The organism is Pseudomonas kurunegalensis, assembly GCF_030291635.1.
GTDB lineage: Bacteria > Pseudomonadota > Gammaproteobacteria > Pseudomonadales > Pseudomonadaceae > Aquipseudomonas > Aquipseudomonas monteilii.
This window is the reverse complement of the sequence record NZ_CP127871.1, coordinates 2901131-2919611: the sequence shown is the minus strand read 5'-3', so window position 1 is coordinate 2919611 and position 18481 is coordinate 2901131. Positions and strand designations below refer to the sequence as shown.

Below are 18481 nucleotides of genomic sequence, written 5' to 3'. Positions count from 1 at the left end.
GTTGAGGTCACGCGGGTGTTGCGGTGTCGCTGATGGCCTCTTCGCGGGCTTGCCCGCGAAGCAGGCGACTCGGTCTCAAAGCTGGTCGAAATCGAGGACCACTTTGTCGCTCACCGGGTAGGTCTGGCACGACAGCACATACCCGGCCGCCACTTCGTAGTCTTCCAGTGCGTGGTTGCTGTCCATTTCCACTTCGCCTTCGATCACCCGGCACTTGCAGGTAGAGCACACGCCGGCCTTGCAGGAGTAGGGCAGCTCGGCGCCGATGGCATTGCCGGCGTCCAGCACGTTCTGGGTGTTGCGTGGCAAGTCGAAGGTGAGCGCGCGTCCGTCACTGATCACGGTGATGTGGCTGAGCGCTGCGTCCACCTGGCGCGCCGCTTCGCGGGCTTCACGTCGTGCTTCGTTACCGGCAGCGGCGAACAGCTCGAAATGGATGCGCTCCTTGCCCAGGCCGTTGGCCTGCAAGCTGTCGCGCACGGTCTCGGTCATCGCCTGGGGGCCGCAGATGAAGGCCGCGTCCAGGCCTGGAACGTCCAGCCAGCGCGAGAACAGCTGGCCGCACTTGTCAGCGTCGATGCGACCGTTGTACAAGTCGACATCCTGCTGCTCGCGGCTGAATACGAAAATCAGGTTCAGGCGGTCGAGATACCGGTTTTTCAGGTCTTCGAGCTTGTCGCGGAACAACGCGCCAGAGCTGGAGCGGTTGCCGTACAGCAAGGTGAAGCGGCTGTGCGGCTCACGGTCCAGGGTGGTGCCAATGATCGACAGAATCGGGGTTATGCCGCTGCCGGCGGCCACGCCCAGGTAATTACCCTGGCGGGCAGGGTCCAGCGGTACGAAGAAGCTGCCCGATGGCGGCATCACGTCCAGTTGCTGGCCGGCTTTGAGCACATCATTGGCAAACGCCGAGAAACGCCCGCCCGGCATGCGCTTTACGGCCACGCGCAGCTCACCGTCCTGGACGGCGCTGCAGATGGAGTAGGAGCGGCGAACCTCTTCGTTGTCCAGCTGGGTACGCATGACCAGGTACTGGCCCTGGGTGAAACGAAACTGTGCTTGCAGGTGCTCGGGCACGTCGAAGGCAATCGACACCGCGTCACGGGTCTCGTTGCGCACTTGCTTGATGGTCAGGCTGTGAAACTGGCTCATGGCGTTCTCCACGGCTCAAATGCATTTGAAATAGTCGAACGGCTCCAGGCACTCGCGGCAGCGGTACAACGCCTTGCACGCAGTGGAGCCGAACTGGCTGAGCAATTCGGTATGGGCACTGCCGCACTGCGGGCAGCACACCTGGGGCACTTCGCCGAGCAGGCTGCGCTTGCTGGCGCTGCCTTGGGGGGGCGCGATGCCGTAAGCCCGCAGGCGCTCGCGGCCCAGTTCGCTGATCCAGTCAGTGCTCCATGCCGGGGTCAGCCGACGCTCAAGGTCTGGCGCGGCGAAACCGGCCTGTTCCAGCGCCTGGCGGATATCACCTTCGATCACCTCAGTGGCCGGGCAACCGGAGTAGGTCGGGGTAACCACCAGGTGAAGGTGGCCGGCGCGCCAGTCGAGGTCGCGAACGATCCCCAGGTCGACCACGCTGACCACGGGCACTTCCGGGTCCATGACCTGGCCAAGCACCGCCCATGCCCGGGCGAGGTCGTCACCTTGCAGCGCCCGCGCACCCCGGTCGCCGGCAATCAGCTCACCAGGTTGCATCGGGGTAGGCCCTTGGCAGGAATTGCATTTCGGCCAGCAGCAGGCCCAGGTGCTCGGTGTGCAAGCCTTTGCGACCGTCCAGGTAGAAGTGGCTGGCAGCCTTTGGCAGCGGCAGTTCGACCGAGGCGAAGGTTTCGCTCACCTGCTTGAGCCAGGCAGCACCCACGGCACCGGGGTCGGCAGCGATACCCGCTTTGGCCAGCTGCACTTCATTGTCGCTGCCAGCCGTCAGCTCGACCGTGAAACGCCACAGTGCCGTAATGGCGGCAAGCATGCGCTGGCGGCTCTCTGGCGTGCCGCCACCCAAGCGCTGTACCCACTCACTGGAGCGGCGCAGGTGGTAGGTGACTTCCTTCAAGGCCTTGGCGGCGATACCGGCGATACGTTCATCGCTGGAGCCAGCCAACCCCTGCAGCAGGGCGAAGTGCCAGGCGTCGTAGAGGAACTGCTTGGTCATGGTCACGGCGTAGTCGCCGTTAGGTTGCTCGACCAGCAGCAGGTTGCGGTAGGCTCGCTCGTCACGGCGAAAGGCCAGGGCATCGGCGTCGCGGCCGTCAGCCAGCAGCTCGGCGGCGTACTCCAGCCAATTGCGCGCCTGGCCGACCAGGTCGAGGCCGACGTTCATCAGGGCCAGTTCTTCTTCGATAGCCGGGGCGTGGCCACACCATTCGCAAAGGCGCTGGCCTTGTACCAAGGCACTGTCGCCAAGCAGCAGCAGGTAGGGGATAAGGGCTTCGTTGTGCATGGCCAACCTCACATGTGTCCGACTTCGTCGGGCAGTTCGTAGAAGCTGGCATGGCGGTAGACCTTGTCGTCCGAAGGGGCGAACAGCGGGTCTTTCTCGTCGGGGGACGACGCGGTGATCAGCGCCGAGGGCACCACCCACAGGCTGACGCCTTCGCTGCGGCGGGTGTACAGCTCGCGGGCGTTCTCGATGGCCATGGCGGCATCGGCGGCGTGGACGCTGCCAACGTGCTTGTGGTTAAGGCCGTGCTTGCTGCGCACGAACACTTCGTAGAGGGTCCAGACAGACATTTTCGATCTCCGCATCAATCGCCGCTCAGGCGGCGTTCTTGTTCTGTTGCTTGCGCGCGTAGGCCACTGCGGCCTCGCGTACCCAGGCACCGTCCTCGATGGCCTTGCGCCGGGTGGCGACACGTTCCTGGTTGCACGGGCCATTGCCCTTGATCACTTCGTAGAACTCGTCCCACTGGATTTCGCCAAAGTCGTAGTGACCGCGTTCGGCGTTCCACTTCAGCTCAGGGTCGGGGGCAGTGCAGCCGAGCAGTTCGAGCTGCGGCACGGTCTGGTCGATGAAGCGCTGGCGCAGCTCATCGTTGGTCTGGCGCTTGATCTTCCAGGCCATGGACTGGGCGCTGTTGGGTGAATGTTCGTCGCTTGGGCCGAACATCATCAGCGAGGGCCACCACAGGCGGTTGATGGCGTCCTGCACCATGTCGCGCTGGGCCTGGGTACCATGGCGCATCATGGTCAGGAGGATTTCGTAGCCCTGGCGCTGGTGGAAGCTTTCTTCCTTGCAGATACGGATCATCGCGCGGGAGTAGGGGCCGTAGGAGGTGCGCTGCAAGACCACCTGATTGACGATGGCGGCGCCATCCACCAGCCAGCCCACGGCACCCATGTCGGCCCAGCTGAGCGTGGGGTAGTTGAAGATGCTCGAATACTTGGCCTTGCCGCTGTGCAGCTTGGCGATTTCTTCATCGCGATCGGCGCCCAGGGTTTCCATGGCGCTGTACAGGTAGAGGCCGTGGCCGGCTTCGTCCTGGATCTTGGCCATCAGTTGCAGTTTGCGCTTGAGGCTGGGGGCGCGGGTGACCCAGTTGCCTTCGGGCAGCATGCCGACGATTTCCGAATGGGCGTGCTGGGAGATCTGCCGGATCAAGGTCTGGCGGTAGGCCTCGGGCATCCAGTTCTTGGCTTCGATCTTGATTTCAGCGTCGATCTTTTCCTGGAAGTTGCGCTCTTCGGGCGACATCTCTTCCAGCGACTTGACGCGCTTGACTCCGGTTTCCACTAGCTGTGCGTACATGTGCTGCGACTCCTGCTAAGGCATGAGTCATTTGTAAGTGATACAAAACATAACGTCAAACTGTTTTGTGTGTATCAAATAAGATTTGTGTATCGCTTTCAGGCCTCTTCGCGGGCAAAACCGCCCCCGAAGGATCGCGCAGCCCCTGTCAGGGCGTGCAACACGCAAAAAAAAGCCCCGGACTGAGCCGGGGCCGAAAAGGCAGCCGAATGAATCAGCTGGCCAACCGTTTATCAAACACGTGGCAGGCCTTGCCTTCGGAGCGCTTGAGCGTGCCGCAAGGCTGCAGGTGCACCTGGGTGCTGATGCCAATGTAGGTCTTGATCTGCTTGCTCAGCTCACCGACCACCTGCTTGCGCTGACCTTCATCAAGGTGCTGGCACTCCCCGCGCAACTCCACGTGCACCTCGACACTGTCCAGGTTACCATTGCGATACAGGTGAATCTCATAAAGCTCTGAGAGTTGTTTTATTTTAAGTACCTGCTCCTCGATTTGGGTCGGGAACACGTTGACCCCGCGAATGATCAGCATGTCGTCGCTGCGACCGGTAATCTTGCCGATCCGTCGCATAGGGCGAGCGGTGCCTGGCAGCAGGCGGGTGAGGTCGCGGGTGCGGTAGCGCACCATCGGCAACGCCTCTTTGCTCAGCGAGGTGAACACCAGCTCGCCGAGCTGGCCGTCTGGCAGCACTGCGCCGGTGACCGGGTCGATGATCTCGGGGTAGAAGTGGTCCTCCCAGATGGTCGGGCCGTCCTTGGTTTCGATGCACTCCATTGCGACCCCAGGGCCCATGATTTCCGACAGGCCATAGATGTCGAGGGCATTGATGCCCAGTCGCCCTTCGATCGAGCGGCGCAGCTCGTCGGTCCAGGGTTCAGCGCCGAAAATGCCCAGCCGCAGCTTGAGGTCGTGCGGGTCGATGCCCTGGCGCTCGATCTCGTCAGCCAGGTTGAGCATGTAGGACGGGGTGACCATGATGATGTCAGGCTGGAAGTCGCGAATCAGCTGCACCTGCTTCTCGGTCTGGCCGCCAGACATCGGGATTACCGTGCAGCCGAGTCGCTCGGCGCCGTAATGCGCGCCAAGGCCGCCCGTGAAAAGCCCATAGCCGTAGGAAACGTGCACCTTGTCACCTTTACGCCCTCCGGCCGCGCGGATCGAGCGGGCGACGACATTGGCCCAGGTGTCGATGTCATTCTGCGTATAGCCAACCACCGTCGGCTTGCCTGTAGTGCCGCTTGAGGCGTGCAGGCGCACCACCTCTTCCTGAGGCACGGCGAACATCCCGTAGGGGTAGTTGTCACGCAGGTCGTTCTTGCCGGTGAAGGGGAACTTCGCCAGGTCTTCAAGGCTTTTGAGGTCGTCGGGGTGGGCGCCGCACTCGGCAAAGCGCTTGCGGTACAGCGGCACATTGTCGTAGGCGTGCTTCAGGCTCCAGCGCAGCCGCTCCAGCTGGTGCTGGCGCAGGGCGTCGACACTGGCGGTTTCCATCGGGTCCAGCAGGGCACGATCGGCATCATGGTACATGTTCATGGCTTCACTCGAATTGTTCTTGTACGCCGCGCGGCACCGGTTGCAGGCCGCGCGGTGAGTGTCATGAGCGCAGCATATACGGCTGCGTTCGGTTGGGTAACAGGCAGATGGTCTGATCCGCTCAGAGGCGCTCGATGACCATCGCAATGCCCTGGCCAACGCCGATGCACATGGTGCACAGGGCGTAGCGGCCGGCGGTTTCTTCCAGCTCATGCAAGGCAGTGGTTACCAGGCGTGCACCGCTCATGCCCAGTGGGTGACCCAGGGCAATGGCACCGCCGTTGCGGTTTACCCTCGGGTCGTCATCGGCCAGGCCCAGTTCGCGCAACACCGCCAGGCCTTGGGCCGCAAAGGCCTCGTTTAGCTCGATGACGTCGAGGTCGGCCAGCGACAACCCCGTCAATTCCAGCACCTTGCGGGTTGCCGGTACCGGGCCGATGCCCATCAGCCGGGGCTCGACCCCGGCCACGGCCATGCCGACGATACGGCCGCGCGCCTTGAGGCCGTGTTGGCGGGCAGCCGCGCTACTGGCCAGCAGCAGGGCGCAGGCGCCGTCATTGACCCCGGAGGCGTTGCCCGCGGTTACGCTGCCACCTTCACGGAAAGGCGTCCCGAGCCGGGCCAGTTGCTCGAGCGTGGTATCGCCACGAGGGTGCTCGTCGTGCTCGATCACTTTGGGCGGGCCTTTGCGCTGCGGGATTTCGACCGGCACGATTTCCTGCGCCAGACGGCCACGAGCCTGGGCTGCAGCGGCCTTGTGCTGGCTGCGCAGGGCGAAAGCGTCTTGATCGGTACGGGAAATGCCAAACTGCTCGGCGACATTTTCGGCGGTTTCCGGCATCGAGTCGGTGCCGTAGCTGGCCTTCATCAGCGGGTTAACGAAACGCCAGCCGATGGTGGTGTCGTACAGCTCCGCCGCGCGGCCAAACGCCTGCTCCGATTTGCCCATCACGAACGGCGCACGCGACATCGACTCCACACCCCCGGCAAGCATCAGCCCGGCTTCACCGCAACGCAGGGCGCGGGCAGCGTTGCCGATGGCATCCAGGCCAGAACCGCAGAGGCGATTGATGGTAGTGCCCGGCACCTCGATCGGCAGCCCGGCCAGCAGGCTGGCCATATGCGCCACATTGCGATTGTCCTCACCGGCCTGGTTGGCACAGCCGAGGATAACGTCGTCGACCGCTTTCCAGTCCAGTTCGGGGTGGCGCTGAATCAAAGCCTTTAGCGGGATTGCGGCGAGGTCATCGGCCCGCACGCCGCTCAAGGCGCCGGCGTAGCGGCCAATAGGGGTGCGCACGGCATCGATGATCAAGGCATCGGGCAGAGTGTGTTCATTCATCTTGCGTCTCCTGCGCCAGCACGGTGCCGCGCACTTTGTAGGATTTGCCATGGAACATCGCCACCAGCTCACCGCGCTGGTTATCGATGCGCACGTCGTACAGGCCGGTGCGGCCCTTGCGGCTGACCTCGCTGGCGTGGGCGGTGAGCACGTCGTCGCGCAACGCCGGGGCCAGGTAGTCGATGCTGCAGCCCAGCGCCACGGTGGCCTCATCGTAGCTGTTACAGGCGAAGGCAAATGCCGAGTCGGCCAGCGCGAAGAGGAAGCCGCCATGGCAGGTGCCATGGCCCTGGATCATGTCGGCACGTACCGGCATGCGCAGGCTGGCGCGGCCTGGGCCGGCATCCAGCAGGGTGATGCCCAGGCTCTGGGTGGCTTGGTCGCGGGCGTACATGGCGTCGGCACAGGCGTGTGCCAGTTCCACTTCAGTCATGCAGGGTGCCTCCTTTGGCTTCGCAGCGGCGTAACAACAGGGAAGGGCGGTAACGGCTCTCGCCGTAGCTGCGCTGCAGGTTGTCGAGCACGCGCAGGGTGTGGGCAATACCTATATTTCCGGCCCAAGCCAGCGGACCGCAGGGGTAATTGACGCCGGCGCGCATGGCCAGGTCGATGTCGGCGGCGCTGCCGACACCTTGCAGCACGGCATCGGCGGCTTCGTTTGCAAGCATTGCCACGGTGCGCAGCACCACCAGGCCAGGCAGGTCGGCGACCGCCGTGACCTTGAGCCCGGCGCGCTGCAGCAGGGCCACGGCTTGGTCGCGTGCGCTTTCGGTGATGTCCGCCGACCAGCTGATGGCTATTCGCGTGGCAGTGCTGTAGTCCAGTGCGAGGTCGAGCAGTACCAGGTTGCGCAGGCCATCTTCACGGGCGCGCTGGCTGGCGAGGCGGCCATCGGACAGTGCCAGGGTGGCATCGCCGACCAGGATCACACCGCTACCTGCACGCCGGGTGACGGCAACGCCGTTGAGGCTCAGGCGCTCTACCAGTGGCTGCATGACACCCAAGTGCCCCTCGATGACGCAGGCTTCGGCGCTGGTGAGGCTGCACAGTTCAGCAGGTGCTGGCCGTTCGGCGCCTTCGGCATAGCTATAAAAGCCTTGGCCAGTCTTGCGACCAAGGCGTCCGGCATCCACCAGCTCTTTTTGCACCAGCGAAGGCTGGAAGCGGAAATCTCCATAGAACGCTTCGAACACCGAGCAGGTGACGGCGTAGTTGACGTCGTGCCCGATCAGGTCGGTGAGTTCGAACGCCCCCATGCGGAAACCACCCGCATCGCGTAACAGTGCATCGAGGCTGGCGCAGTCAGCTGCACCTTCCTGCAACAGGCGCAGGCTTTCGGCATAGAAAGGCCGCGCCACACGGTTGACGATAAAGCCCGGCGTCGAACGCGTGTGCACTGGCTGTTTACCCCAGGCTTGGGCGGTATCGTAGATGCAAGAGGCCACTGCCGGTTCGGTTGCCAGGCCCGACACCACTTCGACTAACGCCATCAGCGGCGCCGGGTTGAAGAAGTGCATGCCAACTACCTGTTGCGGGCGTGCAAGGCCGGCGGCCAGGCTGGTGATGGACAACGACGAGGTGTTGCTGGCGAGTATGCAATCCTCGGCGCACAGGGCTTCGAGCTGACGCAATAGCGTCTGCTTGACCTGCAGGTTCTCGACGATGGCTTCGATCACCAAGCCGGCATCAACCAATGCTTCAAGGGTGTCGACCGGGCATAGCCGCAGGCGGATCATTTCGTGTTCGGCTGCCTGCAACTTGCCTTTTTCCACCAGCCGGGTGAGCTGCCGATCAATACCGGCCACAGCCTGGGCAGCAGCCCCTGGGCGGTTGTCGTACAGTTTCACCGGGTGACCGGCCTGGGCCGCGACCTGGGCGATGCCGGCCCCCATGGCACCCGCACCGATCACCGCCACCAGCACATCGCTTGCGAGTGCGCTCATGTTCAGCACCCCTTGAAATCTGGCGTGCGCTTGTTCATGAAGGCGCTTACACCTTCGCGGTAGTCTTCGCTGCGCCCGGCCAGGCGCTGCAGATCACGCTCCAGCTCCAGCTGCTCATCGAAGCCATTGTCGAAGCTGGCATTGAGGCCGCGCTTGATCAGGGCCAGACCGTAAGTGGGCTGGGTGGCAAGCTGGCGGGCGAGGGTGAGGGCCTCGTCACGCAATGCGGCATCGTCCACTACACGATGGATCAGCCCCCACTGCTGGGCCTGCTCGGCGCCAAGGCGCTCGCCCAGCATGGCCAGGGCCTTGGCCCGTGCCATGCCGACCAGGCGTGGCAGCAGCCAGGTACCACCAGAGTCTGGCACCAGGCCGATCTTGCAGAACGCCTGAATGAAGCTTGCAGAGCGGGCAGCCAGTACCAGGTCGCAGGCCAGCGGTATGTTGGCACCGGCGCCAGCGGCCACGCCGTTGACCGCACAGATCACCGGCAGCGGCAGGTCGCGCAATGTGCGCACCAGCGGGTTGTAAAACTTGTCGATGGATTGACCCAGGTCTGGCATTTCGGCACCTGGGGCAACGTTGCGGTCGGACAGGTCCTGGCCGGCGCAGAAGCCACGGCCTTCACCTGTCAGCAGCAGTACTCGCGCATCACTGCTCTGGCGTACTTGCTTGAGTGCCTCGCGCACTTCCAGGTGCATGGCGGTGTTGAAGCTGTTCAGTTGTTCGGGGCGGTTAAGCGAGAGGAGGGCGACGCCGTCCTCGATGGAAAACAGGATGTGCTGGAAAGTCATGACAGACTCGCTCCGTCAGTCGAGGGAAAAATGGTCAGCGGCCCTGGAAGCGGGCCTGGCGCTTTTCCTGGAATGCCCGGATGCCTTCATCGCGGTCGGCGGTACCGGCAAGCAGGGTGAAGGCATGCCGTTCGAAACGCAGGCCGCTGGCCAGGTCGGTGTCGCCGGCTTTCAGTAACGCCTCCTTGCCCAGGCGCACAGCCAGGGGCGCCTTGGCGGCAATGCTGCGGGCAACCTGCAGGGCGCGTTCCACGGTGAGTTCGGGTTGAGTGGTTTCGCTGACCAGGCCGGCCTGCAGGGCGTGGCGGGCGGTGATCGCTTCACCTGTCAACACCATCTGCATGGCCAACGGTTTGCCGACAGCGCGCAACAGGCGCTGGGTGCCACCGGCGCCGGGGATGATGCCGAGGTTGATTTCCGGCTGACCGAAACGGGCGTCGGTACCGGCAATGACGATGTCGGCACACATCACCAGCTCGCAACCGCCACCCAGTGCGTAGCCGTTCACGGCGGCAATCAGCGGCTTGGCGAATGCAGCGATCGTTTGCCAATGGGCCACACGAGGGTCGTTGAGAATGCCGACCAGGTCGCGCTCGGCCATCTCACGGATGTCGGCACCTGCGGCAAATGCCTTGGGGCTGCCGGTAATCACTACAGCGCGTATCTGCTCGTCGCCCTCGGCAAGCTGCAAGGCCTCAGCCAGCTCTGCCAGTAGCTCGGTGCACAAGGCATTCAGGGCCTCAGGCCGTTGCAAGGTGATGAGCTGAACGCCAAGTTCGGGCGCCTGCACATCGAGATATCGCGGCATGTCGGGTTCCTCTGGCTACACGCACGGCACATCGTGGCGCCGGCATTTCTTGGAATTGTTTTTTGCAAGGCGTGATGCTGGATCACGACCAGGTGCAGCCAGTATATGCATTATGCGATACCGATATGCAACGATAAAAATACTTTTATGTATCTCTTTATTCGTTTCTAAAGCTCAAAAACGGGCATCGATAACCTTCCGGTAAAACGTTTCATCTAGCTATTATTCATCGTTATCCCCCAGGGTTTTCCCGATTTGCCACCCATCAGAGAAGCGATACACGATTGACGACCAAGCTGCTTGTGATACAAGCTCTAACAGAATTTCAAATCATTTCAGGAATTTTGCCATGCCTTGCTATCGACTGGACGGCCTGACGCCCGTGGTGCATCCATCAGCCTACGTACACCCCAGTGCAGTGCTGATCGGCGATGTCATCGTCGGTCCTGGTTGCTACATAGGCCCATTGGCATCGCTACGGGGTGATTTCGGCCGTATCGTGCTGGAGGAGGGTGCCAACCTGCAGGACACCTGCGTAATGCATGGCTTTCCGGGCGGCGATACCGTGGTAGAACGCAACGGGCATATCGGACATGGCGCCGTGTTGCACGGGTGCCGAGTGGGCGAGGACGCCTTGATCGGGATGAATGCGGTGGTGATGGATGGTGCACATATCGCACCACGCTGCATCGTAGCGGCTACCAGCTTCGTCAAAGCCGGCTTCGAGTGCGAAGCTCAAAGCCTTGTAATGGGCTCGCCAGCCCAGATGAAACGGCGCCTGAGCGAGCAGGAGCTGGCCTGGAAGCAGCGCGGCACTGCGCAATACCAGCAACTGGCGCAGCGCTGCATGAACACCATGGTCGAATGCCCGCCACTGGCCGAGGTTGAAGCAGGGCGGCTGCGTATGGAAGACACAGGTATCAGGCCCAAAGGCCAGGCGACGGCATGAGCCTGGTTGCGTCACGCAATGGCCAGGCGGCCCGCCGCACAGGTATAGTCGGTGCTTTATCCGCGCACAGTTCGCCCATGAGCAATCTTGCCCCACTGAACACCTTGATCACTCGCTTCCAGGAGCAGACGCCGATCCGCGCCAGCTCCCTGATCATCACCTTGTACGGCGATGCCATCGAGCCCCACGGCGGTACCGTTTGGCTAGGTAGCCTGATCAACCTGCTGGAGCCAATTGGCATCAATGAACGGCTGATTCGCACATCGATCTTTCGCCTGACCAAAGAAGGCTGGCTCACGGCTGAAAAGGTTGGCCGGCGCAGTTACTACAGCCTGACGGGCACGGGGCGCAGGCGCTTCGAGAAAGCCTTCAAACGCGTCTACAGCCCAAGCCAACCCGCTTGGGACGGGGCGTGGACACTGGTGCTGCTGTCGCAAGTGGAGGCAGGCAAACGCAAGGCCTTGCGTGAAGAACTGGAGTGGCAGGGGTTTGGCGTAATGGCGCCGAACCTGTTGGGTTGCCCACGGGCAGACCGTGCCGACCTGGCTGCCACGTTGCGTGAACTTGAGGCCAGCGACGACAGCATCGTCTTTGAAACCCATACACAGGAAGTACTCGCGTCAAAAGCCATGCGCGCCCAGGTGCGGGAGAGCTGGCGCATCGACGAGCTGGGGCAGCAGTACAGCGAATTCATCCAGCTGTTCAGGCCGCTGTGGCAGGGGTTGAAAGAGCAGGCGGTGCTCGATGCGCAAGATTGCTTTCTGGCACGCACGCTGCTGATTCACGAGTACCGCCGCTTGCTGTTGCGCGACCCGCAACTGCCAGAGGAGTTACTGCCAGGGGACTGGGAGGGAAGGGCCGCACGACAGCTGTGCCGTAACCTCTATCGGTTGGTGTTTGCCAAGGCGGAGGAATGGCTGAATGCAGCACTGGAGACGGCAGACGGTCCATTGCCGGATGTTAACGAAAGCTTTTACAAGCGTTTTGGTGGATTGGCGTAAGGGCAAAGAGTGGGATTTATCTGCCCTTTTATATAACTACGCTAAATGACTATTTAGTGTAGTTAACGGTCAGTACCTGCTAATTCCCACCTATATGTTAGAAGAAATAGCCAATCATTCTAACTATCTAGCAATACTAAGCTTCCGCCGCTTGCTTGAATGGAGCAGGCGGCGGGCTCTGGACACCCAACAACCAGTCGCAGTAGCGGGCCACGCCTTGCTGGACTGTCAACGTTTGTGCCTTGTACCCGGCAGCGCGTAAGCGCTCGAGGTCGGCACAGGTAAAACACTGGTATTTGCCACGCAAATGATCCGGAAACTCGCAGTACTCCAGTACACCTTCGAGCAAGGCCGTCTCAAGTGACAACGGGGGTTGGTCTTGTTGCTCACGTAGCCGATTGATTACAGCCAACGCAACGTCATTGAAAGGCTGGGCGCGACCGCTGCCTACATTGAAAATGCCGCTTGATTGCGGGTGATCAAGGAAGAACATGTTGACCTTGACCACATCATCTACAGAGACGAAATCACGCAGGTGACCACCGCTGGGATAATCACCATAACGGCCAAACAGCGTCACTTTTCCTAGGGCCTGGTACTGGTTGAAGCAGTGCAGGGCCACTGACGCCATGGCGCCTTTATGCTGTTCTTGGGGGCCGTACACGTTGAAATAACGCAAACCAACGATCTGGCTGCGTGCTGCAGTCAACTGTCGGCGCACCTGTTGATCGAACAGGAATTTGGAATAGCCATAAACGTTCAGCGGTCGCTCGCATTCGCGCTGTTCGCGAAAATCTCGTCCTGCACCGTACACAGCTGCCGATGACGCATACAAGAACGGCGTTTGCTGGCGCTGCGCAGATACAAGCAATTCGTGGCTGTACCGGTAGTTGTTGTCCATCATGAAACGACCATCGGCTTCGACTGTGCTTGAACACGCGCCTTGGTGCAGCACGGCGCGAACCTTACCAAACTGGCCCCGAGCAAAACGATCGAGAAAATCGTCCTTGTCCAGGTAATCAGCGATTTCACTGTCGGCCAGGTTGCGGAATTTGTCGCCATCGGTCAGGTCGTCGACGGCGATAATCTCCGTTTCGTTACGTCGGTTAAGTGCCTGAACGAGGTTGCTGCCGATGAAGCCAGCAGCGCCGGTTACGATGATCGTCATGCCAGATTCCCCGTAAGGGTGCGTAGTCCGGATTTTAATCAAGGCAACGGTACCCAACCTTAATCTGGGTCAACGAATTTACCGGCAGGGATAAACCCGATGCTTGCGCTGGCTTAACATCTGGCAATCCACGGTGCCGCGTGAAATATTCAGTTACCCCATAATGCATATTATGTTAAATTATATATAGCTCGTCGTCTCCGCCTGTGTGATGTTCTCATTGTGACCGCCACCTAATAAAGGCATTGACTATTGGATTTACTCTCCCGCCTCCCTATCGCACACTGCGGTAAACGCTCACCTGTCTGTGCAGATTGCGTTGTTCTATCCTCGTGACACGAGAGCTTCTATGCTGACGGTGCAAAATCTAATTGCTATTGATCCACTGAAACTGCAGGTTGCCGCTGGCATGGCAGGCATTGGGCGGACCATCACTTGGGCGCATACGGTTGACCTACCCGACCCTTGGCGCTGGGTGTCACCGGGTGACCTGGTGATGACTACCGGCGTGGGCCTGCCCCAGACTTCGCAGGCGCAGGTCGAATGGCTGGAGCAACTGGTACAAAGCAACCCTGGCGCATTGGTTATCGCGCCCAGGCAAGATGCCCCAGACTTGACACAAGCACTGCTAGACGCTGCCGACAGGCTGCATTTTCCGGTGCTGCGCGCGAGCTTCCAACTGGAGTTCGTCAAGCTTTCGCACCAGGTTATTGAAAGCGTGCTGCAGGCACAGAGGGAGCGGTTTAACGCCAGCGAACGGCTGTTTCAGACTTACGCAGAAGCACTGCGCAAGCAGCCAGAAATGGCTGGCAGGCTATCGATTCTCGCCAATGCTTTGGGTATGAGCCTGACAATCGAAGACGCCGTCAGTGGGCTGAAGATTGTCGAAGCCCAAGCCATATCCCCAGAAGATGTCGATCACATCGAACGCATACCGATCGGCGGTCGAGCCCGCGCCAATCTCATTATCTCGAGCAGCGCCAGGCGTTCGCCCGATGACTCCATTCTGGTCAGGTCATTGGCCGGTTTGCTGGGTGTCGAACTGGAGCGACTGATGATCCAGCGCGACCTACAACGTGAAGAAGGTGCATCGCTGCTCCGCAGCCTGCTCGACAGTACAACCGAGTTTACTTTAGCGTTGCCAACGCTGGAGCGTCATGGGCTCACAGGCACACTGGTAAGTCTGGCGGTACTGCCAGGGCCAGCCGGCCCATGGTCAATCGAAGATATTCATCACTGCCCTTCCCTGCACGCGCTAACGCCGTTGCTGTTTGTCGAAAGCGGACTGTTGATGGCGCTAAGTCGCAATCAGCCATCAATATTTGAGGCATTGCGCACCAACCTTGGTGCCGGCACTGTGATCGGCGTTAGCGGGCCAATCTCAGCAGCAACGGGCCTTAAGGAAAGTTTCCGGCAATCCCGGCTCGCCCTTACCCAAGCCCAGGAAATAGACAAAGAAATCCTGGCCTATGGCGAGGCAGAAACCGGGTTGATCATGGCTCCCAAGTCGATGCCTGAAGCACGGGCGCTGGTAGGCCGCTATCTGGGACCGTTGATTGAACACGATCGTACTCAAGGTGCAGCGCTATTGACCACTCTGATCACCTTCCTGCAGAACGACGGTAATTGGAAAGCAACCGCCTTCGACCTTGATATTCACCGCCAAACGCTTGTCTATCGTTTGAAGCTGGTTGAACAACTCACAGGGCTGAAGCCAACCACTACCAGTGGTATCGCACGTTTCTGGATTGCCATTCAGGCGGGCAAGAACACAAAGCTGATCGATTAAAATCGGCGCAATGTAAAAGACCCCGCTGCGTGGGCGGGGTCTTCCGTCAGCTAACCGATAGCCTTAATGGCTGGTCGGCATCGCGAACTCTGCGCCTTTGGCGATGGCTTGCGGCCAGCGCTGCATGATGCTCTTCTGCTTGGTGTAGAAGCGCACCCCCTCCTCGCCATAAGCATGCATGTCGCCGAACAGGCTCTTCTTCCAGCCGCCAAAGCCATGCCAGGCCATCGGCACCGGAATCGGTACGTTGATACCGACCATGCCCACCTGAATACGGCGGCCGAACTCGCGGGCGATGTGGCCGTCGCGGGTATACAAGCTCACGCCGTTGCCGAACTCGTGGGCGTTGATCAGGTCGACCGCTTCGGCGAAGTCTTTCACGCGCATGCACGCCAGCACCGGGCCGAAAATCTCTTCCTTGTAGATGCGCATGTCTGGAGTGACGTTGTCGAACAGCGTGCCGCCCAGCCAGAAACCATCGCCACAGCCTTCGCCTGCGGTCTGACCATTGAAGCCACGACCATCGACCAGCATGGTCGCGCCCTCTTTTACACCTTGCTCGATGTAACCGGTGATGCGGTCCAGCGCAGCACGGGTAACGATCGGGCCCATTTCGGCTTCGAGGTTGGTACCGTTGAGCACTTTGAGCTCGCGGGTGCGCTCGATCAGCTTGGGCATGACTTTTTCAGCGGTATCGTCACCGACAAACACCGCCACGCTGATGGCCATACAACGCTCACCGGCCGAACCGTACGCTGCACCGATCAAGGCATCGACCACCTGGTCGATATCGGCATCGGGCATCACTACCAGATGGTTTTTCGCGCCGCCCAGTGCCTGGACGCGCTTGCCATGGCGGGCGCCGGTTTCATAGATGTGGTTGGCGATCGGGGTCGAGCCCACGAACGAAACAGCCTGTACATCCGGGTGCTCGATCAAGGCGTTGACTGCGTCCTTGTCGCCCTGCACCACATTGAACACGCCATCAGGCAGGCCGGCTTGCTTGAGCAGCTCGGCGATGAACAGGCTCGGGCTCGGGTCCAGCGGGCTTGGTTTGAGCACGAAGGTATTGCCGGTGGCCAGGGCGACCGGGAACATCCACATCGGCACCATCACCGGGAAGTTGAACGGGGTGATACCAGTGACCACGCCCAGCGGCTGGCGCAGGGTCCAGTTGTCGATGTTGGTGCTGACTTGATCGGTGAAATCGGTTTTCAGCAACTGCGGTGCGCCGCAGGCGAATTCGACGATCTCGATGCCACGCATCACTTCGCCCTGGGCGTCGGTGAAGACCTTGCCGTGTTCAGCGGTGATCATGCGCGCCAGGTCGTCTTTGTGCTCATTCAGCAGCGCCAGGAACTTGTTCAGTACCCGCGAGCGGCGCAGCGGCGACAGATTGCTCCAGGCCGGGAAGGCAGCCTTGGCCGATGCCACGGCAGCATCCACGTCTTTCTGCGCCGACAGTTGCACGTGACCTGTGACCACGCCGGTGGCCGGGTTGTAGACCGGCAGTTGCTGGCCGCTGGTGGCCTCGGCTTGAGCGCCGCAGATCCAGTTCATGATGGTTTGGGTCATTGTCTTTCTCACATCAAAGGGTAACTACGGTGGCGTGCATTTTTTGCTCGCCGTACTCAAGTTTCAGTAAATGGCGTAGACCTTGCGTACGGTCTCGAGCACATCCCAGCGGCCGGTCCACCCTGGCGGCAGGATGATCAGGTCGCCGCCGTTCACTTCTACGACTTCGTCAGTGCTGCTGTCGGTGAGCAGGGCTTTGCCGGAAATGATGTAGGTGAACTCGGTGTCAGGACGCTCGATTACTGGCCAGCCACCGGGCTGGCACTCCCACACACCGAGATTTCCGACTGCTTCCGGAGCAAGCGTCTGGATGGCGATCTGTGGATCGCCCTTGTCAGCCCCTGCACGCTGGCCGGCCGGGTTGAGTGGCAAGGCCTTGATGTCGGCGTGCTTGATGATGGTGAACGAAGGCATAGTGTTTTCTCCTTATCAATGGGCGCCGGTGAGCTTTTCCAGCAGCATCGCGGTGCGCGAAGGTTTGTGGGTGATGCGTTCTTCGATGTCGCTCAGCGAGGCCGCTGCGAGGCCGCTGTTGATACCGAACCAACGCAAGGGTTCGCGCTCCCAGGATGGCGAGCGGTGATTGACCAGAGGCAACGTGTTGATGTCCTCGTCGCGCGCCAAAATAAAGTTGCGCAGCAGACGCCCGGCCAGGTTGCTGGTGGCTACGCCGTCACCGACATAGTTACCCGCCCAGGCCATGCGTTTGTTCCGATCGATGCTCACAGTCGGGCACCAGTCGCGCGAGACGCCTAGCGCGCCACCCCAACGGTGAGTGATGCGCGCATCTCGCAGCGCCGGGAAGAACTCGAGCAGGGTGTCGTAGATCTTGCCGTGAATGTTGTCCACCAAATCGTCCTCGGCAGACATGCGCGAGCCCCAGTTATAGGGTGCCCCACGACCACCAAAAACCAACCGACCTTCCGCCGTCACCTGACCGTAAACGCGCAGGTGCCGCATGTCGTTGAAGGCCATGCGATGATCGAGTTTGAGCTTGGCCAGCAAATCACTTGGCAGTGGCTCGGTCGCCAGGACCAATGAGTACAACGGAATGACAAATCGCGAGTGACCGGGCTGTTGGGAAGTGAATGCCTCGGTGGCGCGCACAGTCATTTCGGCACGCACCGATCCATGATCGGTGTGCACCACCCCCGGCGCCATCTGAGTGACTGCCGACTGCTCATAAATTTTTGCACCCAGGCCTTCTACCAGCTTCGCCAAACCACGGACCAGCTTGCCAGGGTGGATCAGCGCGCAGTGCTCGGTATATAGACCACCCAACGTTCCCTGAGCACCCATGCGCGATTGGGCTTCAGCAGCCTCAAGCACGCGCCACTGATCGGGGAGACCAAAGCGTGCCGAAGACTCCACCGCTGCCCTCGCCCGCTCCATCTGTGGTTTGCTGCGCGCCAGCGACAAGAACCCTTGCTTGGCATAGTCAGCGTCTACGCCTTCCAGAGCCAGTACTCGGCCAATCTCATCGACTGTTTCGTTCATTGCAGCCTGCAGATGCAGAGCCGCATTGTGCGAATACAGCTGCTCTACGCGGTGCAACGAGATCGGGAAAATCGCCGATGCCCAACCACCATTGCGCCCGGAGGCACCAAAACCGACTTCGTTTTTCTCCAGCAGAACGACGCGCAGAGAAGGATCACTCTTGAGCAGGTAGTAGGCCGTCCACAGCCCTGTGTAACCGGCTCCGACGATGACGACATCGGCTTGGACCGCGCCATCCAGCCGCTCACGCAGCGGGCTTGGCGCGAACCACAGCGGTTTGTTGGGCAACTGGGACAATTCGTATTTCGCTGACATGCTGTTGGCTTCCCA

The 18481-nt window shown here is 60.9% G+C and carries 18 protein-coding genes; 3 read left to right on the top strand and 15 right to left on the bottom strand.

Going from position 1 to position 18481, the window contains the following annotated elements; translation table 11 throughout:
• Positions 1-75 precede the first annotated feature (75 nt).
• From paaE to paaF, 11 genes are all read right to left on the bottom strand, one after another.
• A complete protein-coding gene (gene paaE, locus QQ992_RS13005; RefSeq protein WP_286113750.1) occupies positions 76-1152 on the bottom strand; it encodes a 1,2-phenylacetyl-CoA epoxidase subunit PaaE in 1077 nt (358 codons plus the stop codon).
• A 15-nt stretch (positions 1153-1167) separates the two neighbouring features.
• Complete coding sequence (gene paaD / locus QQ992_RS13000; protein ID WP_016715219.1) at positions 1168-1701, bottom strand: 1,2-phenylacetyl-CoA epoxidase subunit PaaD; 534 nt, start codon at positions 1699-1701, stop codon at positions 1168-1170.
• Entirely contained in the window at positions 1688-2446 is a 759-nt protein-coding gene (gene paaC, locus QQ992_RS12995) for a 1,2-phenylacetyl-CoA epoxidase subunit PaaC (protein ID WP_286113749.1), read from the bottom strand. Before paaC ends, paaD begins: the two co-directional genes overlap by 14 nt.
• Positions 2447-2454: 8 nt before the next feature.
• Positions 2455-2736, bottom strand: a complete 282-nt coding sequence (paaB, locus tag QQ992_RS12990; RefSeq protein ID WP_004374528.1) for a 1,2-phenylacetyl-CoA epoxidase subunit PaaB — start codon at positions 2734-2736, stop codon at positions 2455-2457.
• Between the two features lie 25 nt (positions 2737-2761).
• Positions 2762-3751 (bottom strand): 1,2-phenylacetyl-CoA epoxidase subunit PaaA, encoded by a 990-nt coding sequence (gene paaA, locus QQ992_RS12985; RefSeq protein ID WP_025754119.1) that lies wholly within the window; start codon positions 3749-3751, stop codon positions 2762-2764.
• A gap of 214 nt (positions 3752-3965) precedes the next feature.
• The gene (gene paaK / locus QQ992_RS12980) at positions 3966-5285 is read right to left on the bottom strand and encodes a phenylacetate--CoA ligase PaaK (RefSeq protein WP_119369986.1); all 1320 of its coding nucleotides are present in this window, start codon (positions 5283-5285) and stop codon (positions 3966-3968) included.
• 121 nt (positions 5286-5406) lie between these two features.
• The gene (pcaF, locus tag QQ992_RS12975) at positions 5407-6627 is read right to left on the bottom strand and encodes a 3-oxoadipyl-CoA thiolase (RefSeq protein WP_286113747.1); all 1221 of its coding nucleotides are present in this window, start codon (positions 6625-6627) and stop codon (positions 5407-5409) included.
• The gene (gene paaI / locus QQ992_RS12970; protein ID WP_286113746.1) at positions 6620-7060 is read right to left on the bottom strand and encodes a hydroxyphenylacetyl-CoA thioesterase PaaI; all 441 of its coding nucleotides are present in this window, start codon (positions 7058-7060) and stop codon (positions 6620-6622) included. The genes pcaF and paaI overlap by 8 nt, the downstream gene beginning before the upstream one ends.
• Positions 7053-8570, bottom strand: coding sequence for a 3-hydroxyacyl-CoA dehydrogenase PaaH (paaH, locus tag QQ992_RS12965; protein ID WP_286113745.1), 1518 nt, complete (start codon positions 8568-8570; stop codon positions 7053-7055). Before paaH ends, paaI begins: the two co-directional genes overlap by 8 nt.
• Before the next feature lie 2 nt (positions 8571-8572).
• Positions 8573-9364, bottom strand: coding sequence for a 2-(1,2-epoxy-1,2-dihydrophenyl)acetyl-CoA isomerase PaaG (gene paaG / locus QQ992_RS12960; RefSeq protein WP_286113744.1), 792 nt, complete (start codon positions 9362-9364; stop codon positions 8573-8575).
• A 34-nt stretch (positions 9365-9398) separates the two neighbouring features.
• Positions 9399-10172, bottom strand: a complete 774-nt coding sequence (paaF, locus tag QQ992_RS12955) for a 2,3-dehydroadipyl-CoA hydratase PaaF (protein WP_286113742.1) — start codon at positions 10170-10172, stop codon at positions 9399-9401.
• 349 nt (positions 10173-10521) lie between these two features.
• Between paaF and paaY the strand changes: the two genes are divergently transcribed.
• Positions 10522-11121 (top strand): phenylacetic acid degradation protein PaaY, encoded by a 600-nt coding sequence (gene paaY, locus QQ992_RS12950; RefSeq protein ID WP_286113740.1) that lies wholly within the window; start codon positions 10522-10524, stop codon positions 11119-11121.
• A 77-nt stretch (positions 11122-11198) separates the two neighbouring features.
• Positions 11199-12122, top strand: a complete 924-nt coding sequence (gene paaX / locus QQ992_RS12945; protein WP_286113738.1) for a phenylacetic acid degradation operon negative regulatory protein PaaX — start codon at positions 11199-11201, stop codon at positions 12120-12122.
• A gap of 136 nt (positions 12123-12258) precedes the next feature.
• Here the strand turns inward: paaX and rfaD are convergent, their stop codons facing one another.
• Positions 12259-13290, bottom strand: a complete 1032-nt coding sequence (gene rfaD, locus QQ992_RS12940; protein ID WP_286113737.1) for an ADP-glyceromanno-heptose 6-epimerase — start codon at positions 13288-13290, stop codon at positions 12259-12261.
• A gap of 349 nt (positions 13291-13639) precedes the next feature.
• On the opposite strand from rfaD, the gene QQ992_RS12935 reads away from it, so the two are divergent.
• Complete coding sequence (locus QQ992_RS12935; RefSeq protein WP_286113735.1) at positions 13640-15079, top strand: PucR family transcriptional regulator; 1440 nt, start codon at positions 13640-13642, stop codon at positions 15077-15079.
• Between the two features lie 63 nt (positions 15080-15142).
• On the opposite strand, the gene QQ992_RS12930 is transcribed toward QQ992_RS12935, so the two are convergent.
• The 3 genes from QQ992_RS12930 to QQ992_RS12920 form a co-directional block, all read right to left on the bottom strand.
• Positions 15143-16654, bottom strand: coding sequence for a CoA-acylating methylmalonate-semialdehyde dehydrogenase (locus QQ992_RS12930; RefSeq protein ID WP_286113734.1), 1512 nt, complete (start codon positions 16652-16654; stop codon positions 15143-15145).
• Positions 16655-16717: 63 nt separating this feature from the next.
• Entirely contained in the window at positions 16718-17068 is a 351-nt protein-coding gene (locus QQ992_RS12925; protein WP_286113732.1) for a cupin domain-containing protein, read from the bottom strand.
• Between the two features lie 15 nt (positions 17069-17083).
• Positions 17084-18448: an NAD(P)/FAD-dependent oxidoreductase gene (locus QQ992_RS12920; protein WP_286113730.1), complete on the bottom strand. Its 1365-nt coding sequence runs from the start codon at positions 18446-18448 to the stop codon at positions 17084-17086.
• Positions 18449-18481: the final 33 nt, after the last annotated feature.

Coding starts and splice junctions, on each gene's coding strand:
- paaF (WP_286113742.1), bottom strand. CDS start 10,172: ATGCCGCGATATCTCGATGTGCAGGCGCCCGAACTTGGCGTTCAGCTC.
- QQ992_RS12930 (WP_286113734.1), bottom strand. CDS start 16,654: ATGACCCAAACCATCATGAACTGGATCTGCGGCGCTCAAGCCGAGGCC.
- paaC (WP_286113749.1), bottom strand. CDS start 2,446: ATGCACAACGAAGCCCTTATCCCCTACCTGCTGCTGCTTGGCGACAGT.
- paaD (WP_016715219.1), bottom strand. CDS start 1,701: ATGCAACCTGGTGAGCTGATTGCCGGCGACCGGGGTGCGCGGGCGCTG.
- pcaF (WP_286113747.1), bottom strand. CDS start 6,627: ATGAATGAACACACTCTGCCCGATGCCTTGATCATCGATGCCGTGCGC.
- paaX (WP_286113738.1), top strand. CDS start 11,199: ATGAGCAATCTTGCCCCACTGAACACCTTGATCACTCGCTTCCAGGAG.
- paaB (WP_004374528.1), bottom strand. CDS start 2,736: ATGTCTGTCTGGACCCTCTACGAAGTGTTCGTGCGCAGCAAGCACGGC.
- paaK (WP_119369986.1), bottom strand. CDS start 5,285: ATGAACATGTACCATGATGCCGATCGTGCCCTGCTGGACCCGATGGAA.
- paaA (WP_025754119.1), bottom strand. CDS start 3,751: ATGTACGCACAGCTAGTGGAAACCGGAGTCAAGCGCGTCAAGTCGCTG.
- paaE (WP_286113750.1), bottom strand. CDS start 1,152: ATGAGCCAGTTTCACAGCCTGACCATCAAGCAAGTGCGCAACGAGACC.
- rfaD (WP_286113737.1), bottom strand. CDS start 13,290: ATGACGATCATCGTAACCGGCGCTGCTGGCTTCATCGGCAGCAACCTC.
- QQ992_RS12935 (WP_286113735.1), top strand. CDS start 13,640: ATGCTGACGGTGCAAAATCTAATTGCTATTGATCCACTGAAACTGCAG.
- QQ992_RS12925 (WP_286113732.1), bottom strand. CDS start 17,068: ATGCCTTCGTTCACCATCATCAAGCACGCCGACATCAAGGCCTTGCCA.
- paaY (WP_286113740.1), top strand. CDS start 10,522: ATGCCTTGCTATCGACTGGACGGCCTGACGCCCGTGGTGCATCCATCA.
- paaH (WP_286113745.1), bottom strand. CDS start 8,570: ATGAGCGCACTCGCAAGCGATGTGCTGGTGGCGGTGATCGGTGCGGGT.
- paaG (WP_286113744.1), bottom strand. CDS start 9,364: ATGACTTTCCAGCACATCCTGTTTTCCATCGAGGACGGCGTCGCCCTC.
- paaI (WP_286113746.1), bottom strand. CDS start 7,060: ATGACTGAAGTGGAACTGGCACACGCCTGTGCCGACGCCATGTACGCC.